Origin of the sequence: Ferruginibacter sp., from assembly GCF_049840995.1 — a bacterium.
GTDB lineage: Bacteria > Bacteroidota > Bacteroidia > Chitinophagales > Chitinophagaceae > Ferruginibacter.
The window spans coordinates 176,602-198,282 of record NZ_JASGIP010000008.1 but is presented as its reverse complement, the minus strand read 5'-3'; the positions used below and the strand labels follow the sequence as shown (position 1 = coordinate 198,282).

Genomic DNA, 21,681 nt, shown 5'->3' with positions numbered 1-21,681 from the left:
TCACTTTAAATATAAGTTTGCAATGAAATTTTTTATCGATACAGCCAACCTTGCGCAGATCAAAGAAGCCAATGACCTGGGTATTTTAGATGGTGTTACCACCAATCCTTCCTTAATGGCCAAAGAAGGTATTAAAGGAACTGAGGCAGTAATGGCGCACTACAAAGCTATCTGCGAAATGGTGGATGGTGATATCAGTGCAGAAGTAGTATCTACAGATTTTGATGGTATTGTGGAAGAAGGTAAAAAGCTGGCGGCCATTCACCCGAATATCGTGGTAAAAGTGCCGATGATAAAAGATGGTATCAAAGCGATCAAATGGTTCACTGATAACGGTATCCGTACCAACTGTACATTGATATTCTCTGCCGGCCAGGCTATACTGGCTGCAAAAGCAGGCGCCACCTATGTTTCACCATTCATTGGAAGGATCGATGACACAGGTTGGGACGGCATGGACCTGATCCACCAGCTGCGCCAGATATTTTCTATACAAGGCTATAAAACAGAAATTTTAGCGGCTTCTATCCGCAATCCGAATCATATCATTAAATGTGCTGAAGCAGGTGCCGATGTTTGTACCTGTCCTTTAGCTTCTATTCTTGGACTGTTGAAGCACCCACTAACTGATAGTGGTTTAGCACAGTTCCTGGAAGATGCGAAGAAATTTGCTTAACACATGGTCTGACGCCCTCGTCTGACCATGTGAAAAATGCCCGGTTCATCAAAGATTAACCGGGCATTTTTGTATTATTATTTTAGCCTTTTCTCTTTTTCTGCCTGGTGGAAGGCGTTGCACTATTCATGATCTCATCCACTGTTCTCAGGTTCTCATCATCCGGTTTTTTCTTGATGTAGATGATGAACTCTTTGTATAAAGCAGGATTGCTTTTAAGCACTGCTTTAATGCTCACCCTTTCAGGCGCAAAATCATTTTCAATAAATAGGTTATTACCAAAGAATTTTCCCCCGGAAGAGGAGAATTTGATATTGCTGGTATCAAGTGGCAGGTAACGGCCATTGTGCAGCAGCCCATCGATATTGATATAATTATAAGTACCTTTTTTCAGGCTGTCTGTGTACAGGTGAACGTAAATGCTGTCGATCTGCTGCGCTTTGGCGGCAAAAGAAAGGAGGAGTAAAATAACGGGTAAAAATCTTTTCAATTTTTCTGTTTTGTATAAAGATGGAAAAAATTATGCCAGCGTTGTAAAGCAGTGTTGCAATTATTGTTAAAATACTGTTTATCCCATAATGTCATTCAGTTGCATGTATTGCAGCAGCATGATGGTCTTGGCATCTTTGATGGTACCATCCTGCATCATTTTTAACGCTTCAGTAAAGGGTAATTCCAGCACTTCAATATCTTCCTGCTCATTGGCAAGCCCGCCACCGGCAGCCACTTTCATATCGCTGGTGTAGACTGCAATAAAAAAATACAGCATCTCAGTAACAGATCCCGGTGACATGTATGCTTCAAAAACTTTTTTAACATCGCTTACACGGTAGCCGGTCTCTTCTTCTGTTTCTCTTTTAATACAATCTTCCGGGTTATCCTTATCCAGCAGACCGGCACAGGCTTCTATCAGCATGCCATTTTCATTGCCATTTACAAAAGTAGGCAGGCGGAATTGTTTGGTAAGAATAACAGTGCCATAGATCTTATTATACAATAAAATGGTGGCGCCGTTGCCGCGGTCGTAAGCTTCTCTTGATTGCCGCTGCCAGCTGCCATCCTGTTTTAAATATTCGTACGTGATCTTACGTAATGTGTACCAGTTGCTGGAAAGTACATCAGTGGAAATGATCCTGATATGGTCTTGATTCATGAAATTTCTTTTGAAGTTTATTTTAAATGCTTTCTTTTCAATACTAATTTATTGGAAGCATTCCATCCATTATCGATGGCAATCGCTTCGTTCAATAATTTTATAATGGCTGCACCATCTATATCATCTGCATGATGATAAATTTTATAAAAGATCTGTTTATTGCTGCCGTGTGTAAGATAATGATCGGTATCTGCAAGGCGGTTGCCATACCAGAAGCCCAGCAATACCCCTTTATCGATACCGCCGCGGGGTATAGCAGAAGGCCAGATGATACAGATACCCTTCTTACCATAAAAGAACGGTACGTTGTACGATATTTTTTCTTTACAATGCGCAGGTAAATGAGCAGCGATCAGCTCCCGCAGTACATCTACAATGATCTTTTCTTCTGTCGGCAATAATTCATACAGCTGGATAATACTTTTGATCTTGATGTAAGCAGCCTTCATGCGATAAAGATAGGATTAAAGAAGAGCAAATGTCTGAAGGTTATTGTAAAGTTGCAGCAGCAAGGGTGGTATGTGTGATGGCATTTACAGGACAAACCGTTTGGCAGAACATGCAGGCGATAGAGCAGGGGGTATTGACCGCGATGGTATCGAAACTGCTGGTGAATCCTGCCTCCTGCGGGCATACTGCCACGCAGGCGCCGCATTTAATGCAGGCATTCCAGGCAATATCAAATACTACGGTTTCTTTGTTGCTCATGCTTATATTTTTTTATACTCCGAATCCGGGCTGAAATAGCTGGACATTACTTTGTACAATTGTTCATCACGTTTTGCAATATCGGGGATCTCAAATATTGTTCGTTTTTCCCGGTACAGCTTCCACATATTATTACCCAATACCTTTAACCATTCATCCTGGCAGGCTTTTAAATTTTCTTTGTTAGCTGGCTTACCACTTTTGATAAAAGCTGCTAAAAATTCTCCTGTTATCTTGCCACCGGTCAATGCGGTATGAATACCACCACCGGTAATGGAATTTACATGCCTTGCTGCATCACCGGTTAAAATTAAATTATCGGCATACTGTGTTTTTAAAGGCGCTGTCAATGGTACACCGCCACCCTGTATCTCCAGTATCCTGCAATTTTTAAACCGTTCTTTAAAAAAGGAGTGCTTTAAAAAATGATCGAGATAGAACTGTGCAGTGTGATTGCACATAGTGGTGGTGATACCCAGGCCGATCTCTGCATAGCCATGTCCTTTTGGAAACACCCATGCATACCCACCAGGCGCCCATTCATGCCCGGTGATGATCTCCAGCAGGCCGTTCGTTTCAACACCATCCACCACAAACTGCAGGCAGCTGGCCAGTTCACTTAACTTGATATGTGTTTTAACACCCGCCCATTTGCCCACTTGTGACTGTACACCATCGGCGCCTACCACTACTTTTGCCTTTACCGTTACAGCTTCGTTGAATTTTTTAAGGTCCACTTCGCAACTACCGTTATCGAGTACACGATAACTGACCGCTTCTGTTTTTAGCCAAAGCGTGGCACCGGCACGTTCGGCCTGCGTGGCAAGGTAACGGTCGAAGCGCCGGCGGTCAACTACATAACCCAGGGGTTTGCAACCTGCTCCGGCGCCGTATTCTCCCGGCTTCAACTCACGGTAGTCCACCAGCTTTTTTTGCCCGGCGGTATTATAAATGGCAAAGCCATAAATCGCTTCCTGCACAAATTCAGCGGACGCATCTACTCCTGCCTGTTCCAGTGCATTGTGACTTACAGCACCGGAACATTGGATGGGAGCGCCCAGTTCCTGTTTCTTATCCACCAGTAATACCTTTAAGCCATTTTTTGCAGCAAAGAATGCAGTAACGGCACCGGCGGGTCCTGAACCAATAACGACTATATCATATTCATTCATTCCTGTATTTTAAAATGACTGCATCCTGCTATTGATGCAGCAACGATGTTATTGCTATATACGCAACTTTAGGCTGCAGCGTTGCCCGCTGCTTTGTTAACCGGTTGTTTAAAGGTACTCCATATCACACTTGTTATGCACATTTTTTAAGAATGGCATTTTTTTTGTCTCTTCATGAAAGATCAAAATCCATACTTATTTTCTAAGTCTACTTTTTATTTACGGCCATTAATTTTTGAAACCTTTTAAATGAAGACTTATGAAATCTGCTACAAGGACCCCGCTGTGGGTTGCAGCTATTTTTTTGTTTGCAACCTCCCTGTTTTTTTATGCCTGCCAAAAAGAAGTATCTACCGCTGATGATGGCAATATTCCTCCCGGTACTACCAAGTATGCTGTTTATCTTACCGACGGACCAACGGATTATCAAAATGTATTTGTAGAGATAAAAAGTATCGCGATAAAGATAGATACCTGCGAACGGAATCATTTTCCCGATCATAGTTATCCCGGCTGCGATGATGATCATGACCAGATCAACAGTCATTGCGAACTCTGGGACACTTTGGATATAAGACCCGGTGTGTACGACCTGCTTACTTTACGCAATGGCCTGGATACTTTGCTGGCAAGTGGTTTTGCACTGAACGGAAAAATTGAAAGGATCAAATTTACGCTGGGTGATAATAACAGTGTGGTGGTGGACAGTGTATCGCACCCGTTGCAGCTGGTAAGCAACCAGCACTACGTATTTGTAGATATTCACCGGGAACACCTGGATTCTATTTCTTCCAATAATTTTCAATTGTACCTCGACTTTGACCTGAACCGTTCCATCTGGTATGCCAATGGTAAATACTGGCTGAAACCTGTACTGAAACCATTTGGCAAACACAGCACCGGCTCTATTGAAGGTAAGATAAAACCCTTGCACACATTTGGCATTGTGAAAGCGTACAACGCAACAGATTCGGCATTTGCACTGCCCTGGTTCACGGGAGACTTTAAGATTCGTGGATTGAAAGAAGGTACGTACAATGTGTTGATCGATGGTGTGAACGGGTACAAGGATTCAACGGTGACTAATGTTGTAGTTATCCGTAATAAGGAAACCGACCTGCATACGATACAATTGCATCAATAAACTCCCCCATATATACAACAAGTGCTGCCTGTTTATACGGGCAGCATTTTTATTTGTAAAAGCTGTGATAATTTTTGAGTAATCCATTTTTTACGGCATAAATTTGCGGCATCAGCCTATCCATTTAAAATTAACAGATGAGCATTTCTTTTAAACAAGCACGAAAAAATTCTTTATTTATTTTTTTATTCTCCGCAGTATTATCCAGTAATAGCAATGCACAGACCAACCTGCTGCAATATGCCCGGCCCATCATTGGCACAGAAAAAATGGGTCACACTTTCCCGGGTGCTACCGTGCCCTTTGGTGCAGTGCAGTTAAGTCCCGATACGGATACCATACCTTTTCAATCGAATGGTAAATACAACCCGGATGTATATAAGTACTGCGCCGGTTACCAGTACAACGATAAGACCATTGTTGGTTTCAGTCATACGCATTTCAGCGGCACAGGACATTCGGACCTGGGAGATTTCCTTATCATGCCTTCAACGGGACCATTACAATTGAATCCCGGCACAGCTGATCATCCTGAAAGCGGCTACCGCTCTACATTTTCGCATGACAATGAAGTGGCGGAACCCGGTTATTATAAAGTAAAACTGGATGATAATAATATTCTTGCAGAGATGACGGCCACCACCCGTACCGGTTTTCATCAATATACTTTCCCTAAGTCCGATCAATCACATATTATTTTAGACCTGATGGCAGGCATTTATAATTACGATGAAAAAGATGTGTGGACCTTTGTACGTGTAGAGAATGATACGCTGGTTACCGGTTACCGTCAAACCAATGGATGGGGGCGTACCCGTACGGTGTATTTTGCTATGTCGTTCTCCAAGCCAATACAGAATTATGGTTGTAAGGAATATGCAAAAATGCCTTACCGTGGTTTTTGGGGCAAGTTCAATCAAACCAAAAACTTTCCCGACCTGGCAGGTAAGCAGTTGCGTATGTATTTTGATTTTAAAACCGAAGAAGGTGAAAAGATCAAAATAAAATTTGCACTATCGCCAGTGAGTACACGAAATGCAGTACAGAATATGCAGACCGAAATTCCGCATTGGGATTTTGACAGAACAAAACAACAGGCGCAGCAGGCCTGGGTAAAAGAATTGAGCAAAGTAACGGTAACCGCAGGTTCGGAAGAAGAAATGATCAATTTTTATACGGCGATGTACCATGCGGCTTTAATGCCAACAGTGTACACCGATGTAAATGGAGAATACAAAGGATTGGATCAGAATATACACAAAGCTGCAGGTTTTACCAATTACACATCTTTCTCTTTATGGGATACTTACCGTGCATTTCATCCATTGCAGAATATCATCAATCCATCGCTTAACAGGGATCTTGTACGATCGATGCTGGCGCATTACGACCAGAGCGCCTTGCACATGCTGCCGATATGGTCGCACTACGCTAACGATAACTGGTGTATGAGTGGTTATCACAGTGTATCTGTAGTGGCGGAAGCCTATTTAAAAGGCACACTTACAGATGGCGCTGATAAAGCGTTGGATGCCTGTATAACAACTGCCCGCCAACGCAATTACGAAGGCATTGGGTATTATATGGACAAAGGTTATATTCCGCAGGATAAGAACGGCGTATCTGTATCCACTACGCTGGAATATGCGTATGATGACTGGGCGATTGCGCAGCTGGCAAAGAAACTGGGCAAGCAGGCTATTTACGATGAATTCATCAAACGTTCGCAGAACTGGCGCAATGTATACGATGCTTCTATTGGATTTATGCGGCCAAAGTTGAGCGACGGTACTTTTAAAAGTTCTTTTGATGTGTTGAAAACAGACGGACAGGGTTTCATTGAAGGTAATGCCTGGAACTTTAGTTTATATGTACCGCATGATCCTGCAGCAATGATAGAGGCCATGGGAGGGAAGAAGCGTTTTACTGCACACCTCGATTCTTTATTTACCATGCACCTGCCGGATGAATTTTTTGCAGAAACAGAAGATATTACCCGTGATGGTATCATTGGAAATTATATACACGGCAATGAACCGGCGCACCATGTTGCCTATTTATACGACTGGACGGATGCACCCTGGAAAACACAGGAAAGAGTGCGTATGATATTAAAGAACCAATACCACAGCGGCGCTGCTGGCTTGGGTGGTAATGATGATTGCGGGCAAATGAGTGCCTGGTATATTTTCAGTGCATTGGGTTTTTATCCTGTGGCACCGGCATCCGATCAATACTGGTTTGGAAGCCCTGCTGTAAAAACTGCATTGGTTCATTTGGAAAACGGTAAAGATTTTTCTGTGGAAGCCATTGATCAGTCGGATAAAAATGTGTACGTGAAGAAAATTACATTGAACGGACAGGTATTGAACAGGCGTTATATCACACATGATGAAATAATGAATGGCGGTAAACTGGTTTTTTATATGGCTGCAAAACCCACTAAATAACATGTTATTTAATTTGTCAAAAATACTTCGTTCTGTTATAGTGATCACCTGTTGCTGTTACGCAACAATTGTAACGGCGCAAAACCAACCAACTGCTATTAAAGCAATTGGTTTTTATACTGCTAAAAACGACCTGGCGCATATCAGTTTTGTGCATGAGGCCAATAAATGGTTCAGCCAGATGGGAAAGATGTATGGTTTTGAATATGACTCCACGAATAACTGGAACAACCTGAATACCACTTTTCTTTCGGGTTATAAATTGGTGATATTCCTGGATACCAGGCCGGATGCACCGGAGCAGCGTGCAGCATTTGAAACCTATATGAAGAATGGAGGCGCCTGGATGGGATTTCATTTTTCGGCTTTTGCATTAACCCCTTCTGCTTTTCCTCAAAACTGGGATTGGTACCACAATGAATTTTTAGGTTCGGGCGAATATGTGAGTAATACCTGGCGCCCTACCAAGGCCATATTAAGAGTGGAAACAAAAAAACATGGTGTAATGAAAGACCTGCCGGCAACTTTTACGGCAGCACCCAATGAGTGGTACCGCTGGCAAAATGATCTGAGCAAAAATCCTTCCATCAAAATTTTAGCAGCGATCGACAGCAGCAGTTTTCCTTTAGGCACAGGACCCAAACAAAACGAGATATGGCATAGTGGATATTATCCTGTAGTATGGACCAATACAAAATACAGAATGGTGTATTTCAATATGGGACATAATGATATGGATTACGAAGGCCATACCAACAAAGAATTATCTTCAACTTTTAGTGAACCCTACCAAAATAAAATGTTCATTAATGCTTTATTCTGGTTGCTGAAGCCAAGGTAAAATATTACATCCCTAAAGAAAAAATAAAAAAATGCTGCCCTTCAAAAGTTTTAAGTGCAACATTATTCTTTCCCTGTACTTCGGTAAAGTTTGTCAACCCTTTTGCTTTTAACGCTTCAATACGTTTTGCAGTGTTGATGCCAAAATAAGTTACCGCAGGATAATCAAAATGTTTGGTCTGGTGCAGGCCAATGATCATCAATCCATCCGAAAGTATCACATGCGGGTAAGGTTCTTTCATTTCGGCGCTTGCTTTAAAGCCTAATTTTTTCCAGAATGCTACAGATACATTGATGTCTTTTACAGGATGCGCAAATTCGCCAAACGCACCGCATTGTTTGTTGGGATATTTATCTGCAGTATTAAAATCTGCCTGGTTCATGGTAAGCAATGTAGTACCGGTGGGTTGTGTAAATGCGCCAAGATTAGCAGCGAGCATGATGTTGAAACCATCAGGACTTTTAAAATAATATCGTTTGATCGGGTCGCCGGGTTTTGGTTTTTGATAAAATACGATGCTGTCTTTTTCCAACGCTGCCACCACTTTTTCTATATCGGTAACATAATAGGTAAGCCCGATATAGGGTGTGGGGTCTTTGCGCATCATTATGATCAGGCTGCCATCGCTTACCTGCACCCAGGGCACAGGAAATTCGTTGGCACCTGTTTTTGCGAAGCCCAGTTTTTCATACACAGCCAATGAAGAGTCCAAATTCGATGTTGTAACATAGATACAGGCTACTTCACCCAGTTTTGATTGTGCGGATGTCTGTGCTGACAGCAGGAAAGCCGCGATCAGCCAACTGAAAAACTTATTCATACAACTATTATTTGCAGAGCAAGATATAAATTGGCTATTTATTTTAATAGCTTTTTAATGTAAAAACTTTTTTTACCACTCATCCCCAAAAATTAAACATTTGTTTAAAAAATTTGTTGCTGTTGGATAAATAATTGATACATTTGCATCTTTCAATGTATTTAAGGTGGATATTAAACAGGTAGAAAAGATATCTAAAGCGCTGGCAGATACAACCCGGTTACAAATACTGAAGGATATGTATAAGCGTAAAGGCTGCATCCAGTGCTCCGAGATCATGAATATTACCAATCTTGCACAACCTTCTGTGAGCCATCATATAAAGACATTAATAGAGGCAGGACTGATAGACGCTGAAAAAGACGGCCGTAATCATTCTTATAATCTTAACCAAACTGTGCTGAAGGCTTATGCAAGCTGGATCAACAATGTTGCCGGTTAATACCATACCTGCCCGGTAACGATACTTGCCATGATGAATAAGAAAAATCTTTGCAGAATTATGCTGCAGGGGATATGCTAATGGAACAAACAAATTTTATGGACTTTTTTTTCAGAAGACGAATACGGATCATAAGCGCTTCTTTATTGTTATCGCTGTTTTCATCATTTGTACATGCACAAAACGCCTCGTCCGATAGTGTGTTGAGCGAAGTTACTTTGAAGAGTGCTGTTGAATATGCCATCAAACACCAGCCCCGTATACAACAGGCTTTGCTGGATGAACAAATCACTGCTTCGAATATCAAAAGCAAACTGGCCGACTGGTATCCGCAAGTAAATTTCAATTACAGCCTGCAGCATAATTTTTTACTGCAGTCAACTGTTATTGGCGGTAATCCCATTAAACTGGGTGTGAATAATACTTCATCGGGGCAATTCACTGTTACGCAAACCATCTTCAATAAAGATGTATTACTGGCAAAGCGTACCAAGGGTGATGTGCTGCAGCAGGCCACACAAACCACGTCCAGCAATAAGATAGACCTGGCGGCCAATGTATCGAAAGCATTCTACGACGTGCTGGCTACAACACAGCAGATAAAAGTAGCTGAAGAAAATATTGTACGTATAGAAAGAAGCCTGAAAGATGCCACCAGTCAATATAAGGCGGGTGTTACCGATAAAATAGATTACAAACGTGCAACGATCAGCCTGAATAATATCAAAGCATCCAAACGCAGCAATGAAGAAATAGTGCAGGCAAAAGTTGCTTACCTGAAATCATTGATGGGATATCCCGATTCTGCCGCATTCAATATTGTATACGACAGCCTGGCAATGGAAAATGAAATTACGATCGACACAACGCAGTTGCCAGATTATAAATCAAGGATAGAATACCGTTTGCTGGAAACACAAAGGAACTTGCTGCAATCAAACGTATTGTATAATAAATGGAGTTATTTACCCTCTGTTGCAGCCAACGGCGCTTATAATCTTAATTTCCAGAACAATGATTTTGGTAAACTGTATGGTACCAATTATCCCAATTCATTTGCAGCGTTGACGTTATCGGTACCCATTTTCCAGGGTGGAAAAAGAAAGGCCAATTTAAAGACTGCTACTTTGCAATTGCAGCGTAATGAACAGGATATCTTTAATCTTAAGAACGCAGTGAATGCACAGTATGCGCAGGCGCTGGCCAGTTACAAAAGCAGTCTTGAAAATTATTTAGCATTAAAGGAAAATGTGACCATTGCAAAAGAAGTGTATGATGTGATACAGCTGCAATACCGTTCGGGCATTAAAACTTACCTGGAAGTAGTAACAGCAGAAACAGATCTCCGCACTTCGCAGATCAATTATTTCAATGCATTGTACCAGGTACTTTCTGCAAAAGTGGATGTGCAGAAAGCTTTGGGACTGATCAATTACTAAAACAACTTTTACTCACCGCATTTTAATTACACAATATATGTACAGCATTACAGGAAGGCAAATGATTCAGTATACCGCGGCAGCAGCAATGATATTTATGAGTGCCTGCAGCAACCAGCAGGCGGCGCCTGCGGCACCACCACCGCCCAAAGTAACCATCAGTGAAGTGGATGTTACAGCAGCAACTTATTATGATGAATATCCCGCAACAGTGACCGCATTGAACCAGGTAGACCTGCGGCCACAGGTAAGCGGTTTTATCACCGGCGTTCATTTTACTGACGGAGCAAGGGTAAGAAAAGGACAGTTATTATATTCTATAGACGAACAGTTATATGCTGCTAATTACCAGCAGGCGGTTGCCAATTTAAAAGTGCAGGAAGCCAATATCAATAAAGCGCAAAAAGATGCGAACCGTTACCATGAACTGGATAAAGCAGACGCTGTTGCCAAACAATTAGTGGATAATGCAGACGCAGCGCTGGAAGTAGCTAAAAAACAGGCCGACGCAGCAAGAGCAAATATACAGGCCGTACAAACCAGTGTGCGTTATACCAAAGTATATGCACCGTTTGATGGTATCATCGGTATATCGAATGTAAAAACGGGTGCAGCAGTTACCGCGGGGCAAACATTGCTGAATACCGTTTCCACCGATGGAGATCTTGCCGTTGATTTTAACGTGGAACAAAAAGATATTTTCCGTTTTTCCAATTTGCTGAATGAAAAAGCGCATCCCGGCGATTCCACTTTTACATTGGCATTTGGCGAAGATGTTTATCCTAATCCCGGGAAGATCATTTTACTGGATCGTGCAGTCAATCCGCAAACGGGAACATTGAAAGCAAGATTGAGTTTTCCCAATAAGAATAATGTATTGAAGGCAGGTATGAACGGAACAGTGCGTGTGAAGAATAATTCTTCCGGTGCGCAGGCCATAGTGATCCCTTACAAAGCCATTACAGAACAACTGGGTGAATTCTTTGTGTATGTACCCGGTGACAGTAACAAAGTGTCACAACGCAAAGTGGTGCTGGGTAAACCATTGGGTTCAAACATCATCATTAAAGATGGTTTAAAAGCAGGCGATAAAATTGTAACAGAAGGCGTGCAGAATTTAAGAGAAGGCATCAAGGTTACCATTGGTACACCCGGCGCGGCAGCACCCAAGAAATAGTTTGTAAATGATGGCTGCATTGATGCAGCATAAAGAAATTGAATAATGATAGCAGAAACTTTTATAAAAAAGCCCGTAACGGCCATCGTGATATCGGTTGTGATAGTGCTGGTAGGTATTATTTCTATGATGAATTTACCGATTGCGCAATACCCGAATATCACGCCACCTACTGTAACGGTATCGGGTAACTTTATTGGTGCCGATGCACAAACAGTGGAACAGACCACTACTACTGCCATTGAAACACAGATCAACGGTACACCCGGCATGACCTATATGAGCAGTAACAGTACCAGCAGTGGTCAAAGCAGCATCAACGTGAATTTTGATATCGGTACCGATGTTAACATTGCTGCACTGGATGTGCAGAACAGGGTGAGTGTGGCGCAGCCTTCACTACCGGATGCGGTTAAACGCTTAGGGCTTACCGTTCGTAAACGTAACCCGAGTATTATGGTGGCGCTGGCATTGTATTCGCCGAACGGTACACACGATGCTACCTTTTTAGGCAACTATGCCAATATTTATTTAAAAGATGCCTTGCAGCGTGTAAAAGGTGTGGGTGATATTATTACCAGGGGCGATGACTTTGGTATGCGTATCTGGATCAATCCATCAAAGCTTGCTGCATTGGAAATGACCACTACGGACATTACCAGCGCACTGGCGGAACAGAACCTGCAGGTGGCAGCCGGTACTGTTGGCGGTAACCCGCAGCCCAACACACAATCTTTTGAATACAGTGTGCTTACTAACAGCCGCCTGAATACAAAAGAACAATTTGAAAATATCATTGTACGTACACAACCATCCACCGGTACCATTGTGTACCTGAAAGATGTGGCCAGGGTGGAATTGGGAAAATTTGATTATGGCACCAATGCCTTTGTAAATGGTAAGCCTGCAGCATTTGTATTGATCTACCAGGCGCCCGGTGCGAATGCACTGGATACATATGACGGCCTGATGTCGACACTGGCGGATCTTAAAAAAGTATTTCCCAAAGATGTGGATTACCTGATGCCGCTTGAAACAGTGACCGTGGTAAAAGTATCTATTGAGGAAGTAATGCATACTTTAATAGAAGCGCTGATACTGGTGGTACTGGTGGTATTCTTATTTCTGCAGAACTGGCGTGCAACATTGATACCTGTATTGGCGATACCCGTTTCACTGATAGGTACGTTTATATTATTCATACCATTTGGATTTACGATCAATACACTCACACTGTTTGCATTTGTACTGGCCATCGGTATTGTGGTGGATGATGCCATTGTGGTGGTGGAAGCGGTGCAGCATTATATCGATAATGAAAAATTATCTCCTAAAGAAGCTACCCGCAGGGCAATGAAAGATATATCAGGTCCTGTAATTGCGATCGCATTGATATTGGCTGCGGTATTTGTACCGGTTGGTTTTATACCGGGCATTGTAGGAAAACTGTACCAGCAATTCGCTATCACTATTGCTGTATCAGTAATGATCTCTGCATTTGTGGCCTTGTCGCTTACACCGGCATTGTGCAGTATTATGCTGAAACCATCTAAGGATGAAAGTGCAAAAAAGAATGTGCTGGAAAAATTCTTTGCATGGTTCAATAAAGGCTTTGGTATTGTGAACCGGTCGTATGCCAAGGGTGTGGCAAGATGGATCAAGGCAACTCCTGTTGTACTGGTAATGCTTGTGTGCCTCTTTGTAGGATTGTTCTTTATGTTCAAAAGCAAACCATCCGGCTTTATCCCTTCCGAAGATGAAGGCCGCCTGTACATCACATACGAAATGCCCGAAGCAGCTTCCACAACAAGAAGTAAGAACATGCTGCTGGAGATTTTGAAAAGGGTACAGCAGGTGCCTGGCGTACGTACCGTGGGTGGACTTGCGGGATTGAACATCATTACTTTCTCCAACAAATCGAACGTGGGTACATTGTTTGTGATGCTGAAAAAATGGGATGAACGTACCAGTAAAGAAATGCAGCTTCAGAATATTATTGCAGAGATACAGAAACGTACCAGTGATATTAAGGAGGCAAGGGTAATGGCCATTGCACCACCGGCAATACCGGGACTTGGGCAAACAGCAGGCTTTACATTTGAACTGCAGCAAACCACCAGCACGGATAATATCCAGCAGTTTGAGACTGTTGCAAGGTCGTTCCTCGCAGAAGTGAATAAAAGCCCTGAAATTGGTGCTGCTTATACTTTCTTTACCACACATACCCCGAGCTATAGAGTAGATGTAGATAAAGAACAGGCGAAAAAAATGGGTGTTTCGGTAGCGGATGTGTACAGCACAATGTCAACCCTGCTCGGTAGCAGTTATATCAATGATTTTAACTTGTATGGTCGTAATTTCCGTGTAATGACGCAGGCGGATAGTGTATACCGGTCATCCATAGACGAACTGGGAAAATACTATGTGCGCAATAATGTGGGTAGTATGATCCCATTGAGTTCGCTGGTAACAACGAAAGTAGAGGAGAGCCCCACTTTGATATCGCACTATAATATTTACAGATCAGTAGAAATCAATGGTTCGCCCAAACCGGGCTTCAGCAGTGGCCAGGCCATTGAAGCATTGAAACGGGCTGCGGACAAAGTATTGCCAACCGGTTACAGTTACGAATTCTCCGGCCTGAGCCGTGAAGAGATTGCTGCAGGTAATGCAACAGTGCTGATCTTTGCGATCTCCATCATTTTTGTATTCCTGTTCCTGGCAGCATTGTACGAAAGCTGGTCCATACCATTCTCCGTATTGTTCGCCGTGCCGATTGGGGCCTTTGGTTCTATACTTACTTTGTTATTGCTGCCCAAGATCACCAATAATGTGTATGCACAGATCGGTTTGATCACCCTGATAGGGCTTGCGGCCAAGAATGCGATTTTGATCGTGGAATTTGCCAAAGAAAGGGTGGATCATGGTGTGGAAATAGTAGCTGCCACTATACAGGCTGTACGTTTACGTCTACGCCCCATCGTTATGACGTCGATGGCATTTATACTGGGTGTATTGCCGCTGGCATTTGCAACGGGTGCTGCAGCAGAATCCCGTAAAACCATTGGCTGGACCGTATTTGGTGGTATGCTTTCTGCTACCACGCTGGCGATATTTGTGGTGCCCGTATTGTTTGTACTCATCACAAAGATATCTTACGGTAAAAAGATAAAACGACTGAAAGAAGAACAACAAAGGATTGAAGCCGTAGATAAGGCAATTATCGATGAGGGTAGGATGTAAGCAGCATTTTGAAGATCGTTTATATTTAGAAGGGTTTCGCAGCAATGTGAGGCCCTTCGCTTTTAAATAGGATGTTAAACCCGTATTGAAAACCGTATAATATTTTTACATTTACGGTGTTGCTATCATAATTTATTAGAATTACCAGTTTGTGGTATGCCTGTTTCCATCTGAAAAACTAATTTCGCATTTTTAAACCTGTGCTATGGTAAATTTCATTGAGCGTGTACTTAAATACCCCGATTATTCCCGCCAGTTCAGTTGCGGCAATTCCATGATCACTGCATTTGACTGCCCTATAGAAGCCAGGCTGATGCAGAACCGCTATACCGACCTGTGGAGCCAGCACAATTATATTTTTTACGTGGTGGATGGCAGAAAAATATGGCATACTGCACATGGTTCCTATGACCTGCAGAAGGGCAGTTGTGTTTTTGTACAGAAAGGCGCCAGTATCATTGAACAATTTTTTGATGTCGGGTTCTGCCTGGTATGTTTCTTTATTCCGGATGAATTTATTTGTGATACTTTAAAAAAACGTTCCGCACCTATTCAAAGCAGTGGCAAAAAATATAAACCGGTAATGCTGCTGGATAACAGCGAAACCTTGTCTGCTTTTTTTCTCTCCATGTCTTCTTATTTCGCTAATACGAAAGAGCCCGATCAAGCTCTACTGGAACTGAAATTCAGGGAACTGGTACTTACGCTTGCGGATAATACTAACAATGCCGAACTGCTGTGCTACTTCTGCTCATTGGTAAATGAGCCACAAACCATAACACTGCAAAGGGTGATGGAAGATAATTTTTGTTTCAATCTTAAATTGGAACAGTATGCAGAACTCTGTAATCGCAGTCTTTCGGCTTTTAAACGGGATTTTGAAAAAGTATTTGCAACCAGTCCCGGGAAATGGTTGCTCGAAAAAAGATTGCTGCATGCTATGCACCTGGTAAGCAACCTGAACAAGCCCGTAAGTGAAGCCGCTTTTGAAAGCGGTTTTGAAAATCCGTCTCATTTCAGCCGTTCTTTCAAAGAACGCTTTGGCATTCCGCCAACCGGTGTAAAACAAAAGAACCCGGCTTGAGCTTACTGCAGAAGATAGTTAGTGTGGCAGGGTTCCTATCGTAGCGATAACTCACGAGGCGTTCCGTAGGAACGCAGGGCAGTCTCATTGGTTGGGAAGTTACCAATAAAATGTTCCTACGGAACAAATGAGAATCATGTGTAGTTCAATCTTAAAAAAATACTACTACAAAAAAGGCTACAAATCTTTTTTCTTATTCCGTAGGAATATCTCGTCGGTAGCACAAATGAAATTTGTGCATTCGTTCCGTAGGAACGTTTCGTTGGTGGATGTCCTGGCATTAAGGACAGGTTGCTAAATGTTCTGCGGTAACCCCGGTAAAACCATTCACAGTTAACTGATCCTCAAAATAATAATTGCTCAACGCAGTACCGGCTTTGATACAGGTCAGGTACATCAACTCGCCACATTTACAGATATGATGCCCGCTATTGGTGGTGGCCTGGATGCGGTAATAAAATTTTATATTGGTATTCGCCAGGTTAGAGGCCAGCCAGCCCTGGTTCATTACATTTGTCGTGTATACAATACTGTTAGATTCATCGTATATGCTGAAGCTGATGGCTGCAACGTTCAATGTAAGCGGGCGGCAGATGTCATTCAGGCCATCATAATTAGGCGTAAAGGCATTCGGCATATACACCCTGGCATTATCGCCGGTGCCGGTTGTGTCAGTTATAAGCCCATCGCAATTAGTGATACTTGCCGTAGTACTGGACTTTTTGCAACTGATCAGCACTATTATAAAAGCAAGCGAGAACAGGAGGGATGTTACTTTCATATTGTAAGGTTTGATACAATAAAAATAAACAATCCTGTTTTGAAATCAAACCACATTATCAGCCATTATACATTTCCATCTGCAACCTGGTCTCTTCCAGGTCCAGTTCTCTTTCTATTTTCCGCAATACCTCTTCGCTGGCTTCACCGGCACGGTGCATTTTTTCCAGTGAGTTTCTTTCGATACCGATCAGGTCGATCTGCAATTGCGTGAACTCATTAAAGATATTACCCGCAAGGGTTTGCCCTTTACCAAAATAATTTGCAGGAAGATCTGTTTTTTGCAGGCGGTTGTATTTTACTTCGTACTTGCTCTTGATATTGTGCAGCAATTCATCCTGCAGCAAGGAAAGATTTTCTTCGATGTGTGTGATGATATGCGTGGCAACCTGTGTTCGTACTTCATATTCTTCCAATGCAGCAGAATAAGGCTCGATACCGAGTTTTTTAATGATCCATGGTAAAGTAAGCCCTAATAATAATAAGGTAGATAATATCACGCAAAATGCCAGGTAGATAATCAGGTTGCGGTGCGGAAATTGCACGGTATCTGTCAGCATGATCGGCAATGCCAATGCTGCGGCCATCGAAACCACGCCCCGCATACCGGCCCATCCAAACACCACCATATTACGGGGATCAAAAGGTTCTCTTTCGCGGATGCGTTTGCTTAAATAACGCGGTAATAAAGCTGCAGGTACTATCCATACAAAACGAACGATGATCACCACGAAACTGATCACCAGCCCGTATAAGATCAATGCACTGGCAGGGTATTCACTGATGCCCGCCATTACACTGCGAAGCTGTAGGCCGATCAACACAAAGATCAATCCATTCAGGATATAGATCACCACTTCCCAAACAGAATACGCCATGATGCGGCTTTGATTACTGAATATTTCCCCGGAGCGGAAGGAGAGATACAAGCCCGTGGTAACCACTGCCAATACACCGGAAAAGTGAAATTGTTCTGCGAGTAAATAAGAAGCAAAAGGCGTAAGGAAAGTAAGCGTTACTTCGATCACAGAATCACAAACAAATCTTTTATGCACCTGGTACATGATATAACCGATAGCAAGCCCGATTGCAATACCGGCAGATGCGATCCATAAAAAATTCAATCCTGCTTTCCACAATACAAAATTACCTGCAGTGATAGCCGTGAGTGCATATTTATAAGCTACCAGTCCGCTGGCATCATTCACCAGGCTTTCGCCTTCCAGTATGGTGATCATGCGTGGCTGTAGACCCAACCCCTTGGTTACAGAAGTGGCTGCCACTGCATCGGGTGGCGATACAATAGCACCGATGAGAAAAGCAGCCGGCCAGCTCAGGTCATCTATCAGCCAATGAGCAGCCATTGCAACCAACACCGTAGTGAATATCACCAGGCCAATCGCTGCAAGCCCAATGGGACGCAGGTTGGCTTTAAATTCATGCCAGCTGGTATTCCATGCAGCGCCGTATAACAAGGGCGGCAGAAAAACAATGAATACCACTTCTGGATTGAGTGCGATCACCGGCAGGCCGGGTACCAGGCTGATACAAACACCACCCAGCACCAATGCAATGGGCAAAGGAAACCGGTAACGGTTGCTCAATAATCCAAGAAATGCAATACCAAATAAAAGGAAGATGATGACAGCTATATTCTCCATAGCTGTAAAAATAAGCAAGGCCGCATATTCAGGTAAATATTTTTACAAACAGTGCTTAATATACTACCCGGAATGTTTTTTCCTGATCCATACCCACCGCCTGCAAAGTATAAATGCCTCTTGCTGTATTGGCTGGTAATGGAATATTCAATAAGGTCGATCCTTGTGTTACGGTGATATCTTTAACCATTATTTTTTTACCGCTGATATCAGTCAGCAATAGCTGTAGCTTACCTGTTGTTGCAGCGGTTATCTTTATTGCAATTTGATCGTTGGTAACAGGATTGTTCACCAGGCGGATATCATTCTGCATACCATCCTTAAATACCAGTATATTACTGTAGGTGCTATTGCCGTTGCCTGCTACCAGTTTAAGGCGGTAATATAAAACCGGTGCAATTATACTGTCCGTAAAATCATACTGGCTGGCAGTGCTGCCTTTAACCGTAGCGATAGAGGTGAACTGGCTGCCGTTAAAACTTCTTTGTACTTCAAATTTATCGCCGGTGCCCTGGTTAGCAGTGATCCAGTGCAGTTGTGTAGTGGCCGTATAACGATTACCATTAAACGAAATTAAATTAACGGGCAATACACCGCTTATCAAACCCATCTTCATGCCATTGCCAAAACTGCTCACCCATATCTCGTTTAAATTAAAAGGATTGAAGAAAACCCTTTCCGGCTGGCGGAATGGATAAGCTGTAACCAGCGACCAGCTTGGGGTTGCAGCATTCATATTGTTACTGATCCACAAGCCCTGTGTTTCGGTAGTAAGATAAGCCTGGGTTTGCAATGCAGGATTGAATGTAATGGAAGTTACCCGGTCGAATTGCGTACCAGTTAATTTTGTCCAGGAAGCGCCGCGGTTGGTGGTCTTGTATAAACCACCCTTACCATTGGGAGCACCGCCCCAGCCACTGAACACACAAACATACCAGGTGTTCTGTAACGCATCATTGGGATCGATAATGATATCTTTTGTCCAGTACTGCATACCGGCATCCGACACATCCGTCCAGGAATTGCCCACAGGATCATATATAAAAACACCGGAACTGGCAGTAAAAGTGCCGCCCGAATTTCTTCTGCCCGAATACGTACATATCATCTTACCATCATTCAATACCACGATACTTGCAGGATGCCCTTCTGTACGGGGAGGATTGGCGAGTTTTGTCCAGGAAGATGCAGCAAGATTGTTCAGATCATTTGTCATCCAGATACCGCCCTGGCCGGCACCTGCAGCATAGTGTATAACGCTGGCGTACATACGATTTGCATTGCCGGGATCAGTAGCCACCCAGAATACCGGGTGATTGAACAGGTGCAACACATTCCATGCAGCGCCATTGTTGGTGGAATAAATTATTTTTCCGCCGGCATCGGTATTATCCAATGGATTATCCTGCAACCTTGTACTCTGGTACATATCATGTATGCCTGAGGTGGCTGCAAACATGGTGCTGTTACTGATATGCTTTGCAATGCGGTACATGCTGTTAACAGTATGCCCGGTAAAATCAAAACTCCAGGATACACCTGCATTCACACTTCTTGAGCCGTTGATATCGGAATAAGCTGCAAACATATTGTTCGCATCCTGCCAGTGCACCTGCCAGCAGGTAGTATTTTCCAAACCAATACTGCGGTAATATTGTTTAGGCGGAGTAGGAGCGTTGGCAGGATGTTCATCGGCTGCATTTACATAGGCCTGTTGCCAGTTGCTGCCGCCATCACTTGTTTTATGTACAAAGCCATAATCACCAAATAAAACCTTGTTGGCATTATTGGGTGCCACTGTAATTCCAAAACAGCTTTCGCCATAACCCCAGCCGCGGTCGCCACCCTGGCCCGACCAGCCTGTTTTTATATTCTGATTATTGGAGGTTAAAAAAACTTTACTCCAGCCGGTACCGGCGTTACTGGTCTTCATTACAAGATTACCACCGGTATTATCATCGCTGCCGCCCAGGTATACCGTATTGATATCATTTTTTGCCATGCCCACATACATCACAAAATCGGTGGAGAAATTGATGCCGGTATTTTTTGCGGTCCACACATTGGCGCCAGCATCCAGACTGTATACCGCTTTTGCAAATCCATAATATTCCCAGGGAAAAATGCCGTTGTATACATCTGCAACATCTGCCGCCACACAAAAAAAGCGGGTAGTACCACCCACTTTTGCACCGGCAAAAGAAAAAATGGTTTGCGAAGCAGGCATACCGGTAGTTGCTAATATGCTGAACGATGTTCCACCATTGGATGAATATATAATACCATCATTGGTGCCGATATAAATATTATTGCCATCGAAAAATACACCGCCTACTGCAAGCCCGCTGCCGGTTGCTGCATTTCTTATCAACGTAAAACTTGCGCCATAATCGTTGGAGATATAAAGCGCATCATAATAGCCAATGATAACACGGCCGGGATTATTATAATCCGCTTTAAAAGAATATACATCTTCACCATCCAAAGGATTGCCCGGCACTGCTGCCCAGGTATTACCGCCATCCATAGTGCGTACGGCGTAATTGATATTGCCGTCGTTGGCAATGCAATAAGCAACATTATTATTATTGGTGAATTCGTAAGTGGAGATATTACCGGTCTGCAGTTTTGTAAAAGGAACCTGTGTGTAACTGCTGCCAAAATCTGTACTGTGAAAAAGCTGGCTCATATCGCAGGTCACGTAAAACTCGTTGTCGTTGGCAGGATTGATAGTAGGGTAGAACATGCTGCCACCGCCGCCCACTCCACGGGGCAACCAGTTTGTTGGTTGCGCCATGGAGCAAACACTTAACAGGAAAAAGCACAGCGAAAAAAGGACAATGGATAATAAAGCAGTTTTTTTCATAGATAATGGCGAAGACGGCGGT

Annotated in this window: 18 protein-coding genes; 9 read left to right on the top strand and 9 right to left on the bottom strand. The window is 43.0% G+C overall.

Annotated features, from left to right (window positions below):
- Window positions 1-22: 22 nt before the first annotated feature.
- Complete coding sequence (gene fsa / locus QM738_RS21700; protein ID WP_462278857.1) at window positions 23-676, top strand: fructose-6-phosphate aldolase; 654 nt, start codon at window positions 23-25, stop codon at window positions 674-676.
- A gap of 82 nt (window positions 677-758) precedes the next feature.
- Here the strand turns inward: fsa and QM738_RS21695 are convergent, their stop codons facing one another.
- The 5 genes from QM738_RS21695 to QM738_RS21675 all read right to left on the bottom strand — a co-directional run bounded on the left by QM738_RS21695 (window position 759) and on the right by QM738_RS21675 (window position 3,712).
- Window positions 759-1,166: a hypothetical protein gene (locus tag QM738_RS21695; RefSeq protein WP_462278856.1), complete on the bottom strand. Its 408-nt coding sequence runs from the start codon at window positions 1,164-1,166 to the stop codon at window positions 759-761.
- A gap of 78 nt (window positions 1,167-1,244) precedes the next feature.
- The gene (gene nudK, locus QM738_RS21690; RefSeq protein WP_462278855.1) at window positions 1,245-1,829 is read right to left on the bottom strand and encodes a GDP-mannose pyrophosphatase NudK; all 585 of its coding nucleotides are present in this window, start codon (window positions 1,827-1,829) and stop codon (window positions 1,245-1,247) included.
- A 17-nt stretch (window positions 1,830-1,846) separates the two neighbouring features.
- Entirely contained in the window at window positions 1,847-2,281 is a 435-nt protein-coding gene (locus QM738_RS21685) for a DUF1801 domain-containing protein (RefSeq protein ID WP_462278854.1), read from the bottom strand.
- A 40-nt stretch (window positions 2,282-2,321) separates the two neighbouring features.
- Complete coding sequence (locus tag QM738_RS21680; RefSeq protein WP_462278853.1) at window positions 2,322-2,540, bottom strand: 4Fe-4S binding protein; 219 nt, start codon at window positions 2,538-2,540, stop codon at window positions 2,322-2,324.
- 2 nt (window positions 2,541-2,542) lie between these two features.
- Window positions 2,543-3,712, bottom strand: coding sequence for a geranylgeranyl reductase family protein (locus QM738_RS21675; RefSeq protein WP_462278852.1), 1,170 nt, complete (start codon window positions 3,710-3,712; stop codon window positions 2,543-2,545).
- A gap of 259 nt (window positions 3,713-3,971) precedes the next feature.
- On the opposite strand from QM738_RS21675, the gene QM738_RS21670 reads away from it, so the two are divergent.
- The 3 genes from QM738_RS21670 to QM738_RS21660 all read left to right on the top strand — a co-directional run bounded on the left by QM738_RS21670 (window position 3,972) and on the right by QM738_RS21660 (window position 8,147).
- On the top strand, window positions 3,972-4,856 hold the full coding sequence (locus QM738_RS21670) for a DUF4382 domain-containing protein (RefSeq protein WP_462278851.1): 885 nt from the start codon (window positions 3,972-3,974) through the stop codon (window positions 4,854-4,856).
- Window positions 4,857-4,993: 137 nt separating this feature from the next.
- The gene (locus tag QM738_RS21665) at window positions 4,994-7,306 is read left to right on the top strand and encodes a GH92 family glycosyl hydrolase (RefSeq protein WP_462278850.1); all 2,313 of its coding nucleotides are present in this window, start codon (window positions 4,994-4,996) and stop codon (window positions 7,304-7,306) included.
- 13 nt (window positions 7,307-7,319) lie between these two features.
- Window positions 7,320-8,147, top strand: coding sequence for a ThuA domain-containing protein (locus QM738_RS21660; RefSeq protein ID WP_462278849.1), 828 nt, complete (start codon window positions 7,320-7,322; stop codon window positions 8,145-8,147).
- A gap of 4 nt (window positions 8,148-8,151) precedes the next feature.
- Here QM738_RS21660 and QM738_RS21655 read toward each other — a convergent pair whose 3' ends face one another.
- Entirely contained in the window at window positions 8,152-8,967 is an 816-nt protein-coding gene (locus QM738_RS21655) for a hypothetical protein (RefSeq protein WP_462278848.1), read from the bottom strand.
- A gap of 166 nt (window positions 8,968-9,133) precedes the next feature.
- Here QM738_RS21655 and QM738_RS21650 point away from each other — a divergent pair, with 166 nt between their 5' ends.
- The 5 genes from QM738_RS21650 to QM738_RS21630 all read left to right on the top strand — a co-directional run bounded on the left by QM738_RS21650 (window position 9,134) and on the right by QM738_RS21630 (window position 16,352).
- Window positions 9,134-9,409 carry an ArsR/SmtB family transcription factor gene (locus QM738_RS21650; RefSeq protein ID WP_462278847.1) on the top strand — a complete coding sequence of 92 codons (276 nt, stop codon included), beginning with the start codon at window positions 9,134-9,136 and terminating at the stop codon, window positions 9,407-9,409.
- Window positions 9,410-9,507: 98 nt separating this feature from the next.
- Entirely contained in the window at window positions 9,508-10,848 is a 1,341-nt protein-coding gene (locus tag QM738_RS21645; RefSeq protein ID WP_462278846.1) for a TolC family protein, read from the top strand.
- Window positions 10,849-10,909: 61 nt separating this feature from the next.
- The gene (locus QM738_RS21640; protein WP_462278845.1) at window positions 10,910-12,025 is read left to right on the top strand and encodes an efflux RND transporter periplasmic adaptor subunit; all 1,116 of its coding nucleotides are present in this window, start codon (window positions 10,910-10,912) and stop codon (window positions 12,023-12,025) included.
- A gap of 45 nt (window positions 12,026-12,070) precedes the next feature.
- Complete coding sequence (locus QM738_RS21635; protein ID WP_462278844.1) at window positions 12,071-15,268, top strand: efflux RND transporter permease subunit; 3,198 nt, start codon at window positions 12,071-12,073, stop codon at window positions 15,266-15,268.
- Between the two features lie 205 nt (window positions 15,269-15,473).
- Window positions 15,474-16,352 (top strand): helix-turn-helix domain-containing protein, encoded by an 879-nt coding sequence (locus tag QM738_RS21630; protein WP_462278843.1) that lies wholly within the window; start codon window positions 15,474-15,476, stop codon window positions 16,350-16,352.
- A gap of 280 nt (window positions 16,353-16,632) precedes the next feature.
- Here the strand turns inward: QM738_RS21630 and QM738_RS21625 are convergent, their stop codons facing one another.
- The 3 genes from QM738_RS21625 to QM738_RS21615 are packed head-to-tail and all read right to left on the bottom strand — an operon-like array spanning window position 16,633 to window position 21,590.
- The gene (locus QM738_RS21625) at window positions 16,633-17,133 is read right to left on the bottom strand and encodes a T9SS type B sorting domain-containing protein (RefSeq protein ID WP_462278842.1); all 501 of its coding nucleotides are present in this window, start codon (window positions 17,131-17,133) and stop codon (window positions 16,633-16,635) included.
- Window positions 17,134-17,191: 58 nt separating this feature from the next.
- Window positions 17,192-18,793, bottom strand: a complete 1,602-nt coding sequence (locus QM738_RS21620; protein WP_462278841.1) for a Na+/H+ antiporter — start codon at window positions 18,791-18,793, stop codon at window positions 17,192-17,194.
- Window positions 18,794-18,848: 55 nt separating this feature from the next.
- Complete coding sequence (locus QM738_RS21615) at window positions 18,849-21,590, bottom strand: T9SS type A sorting domain-containing protein (RefSeq protein ID WP_462278840.1); 2,742 nt, start codon at window positions 21,588-21,590, stop codon at window positions 18,849-18,851.
- Window positions 21,591-21,681: the final 91 nt, after the last annotated feature.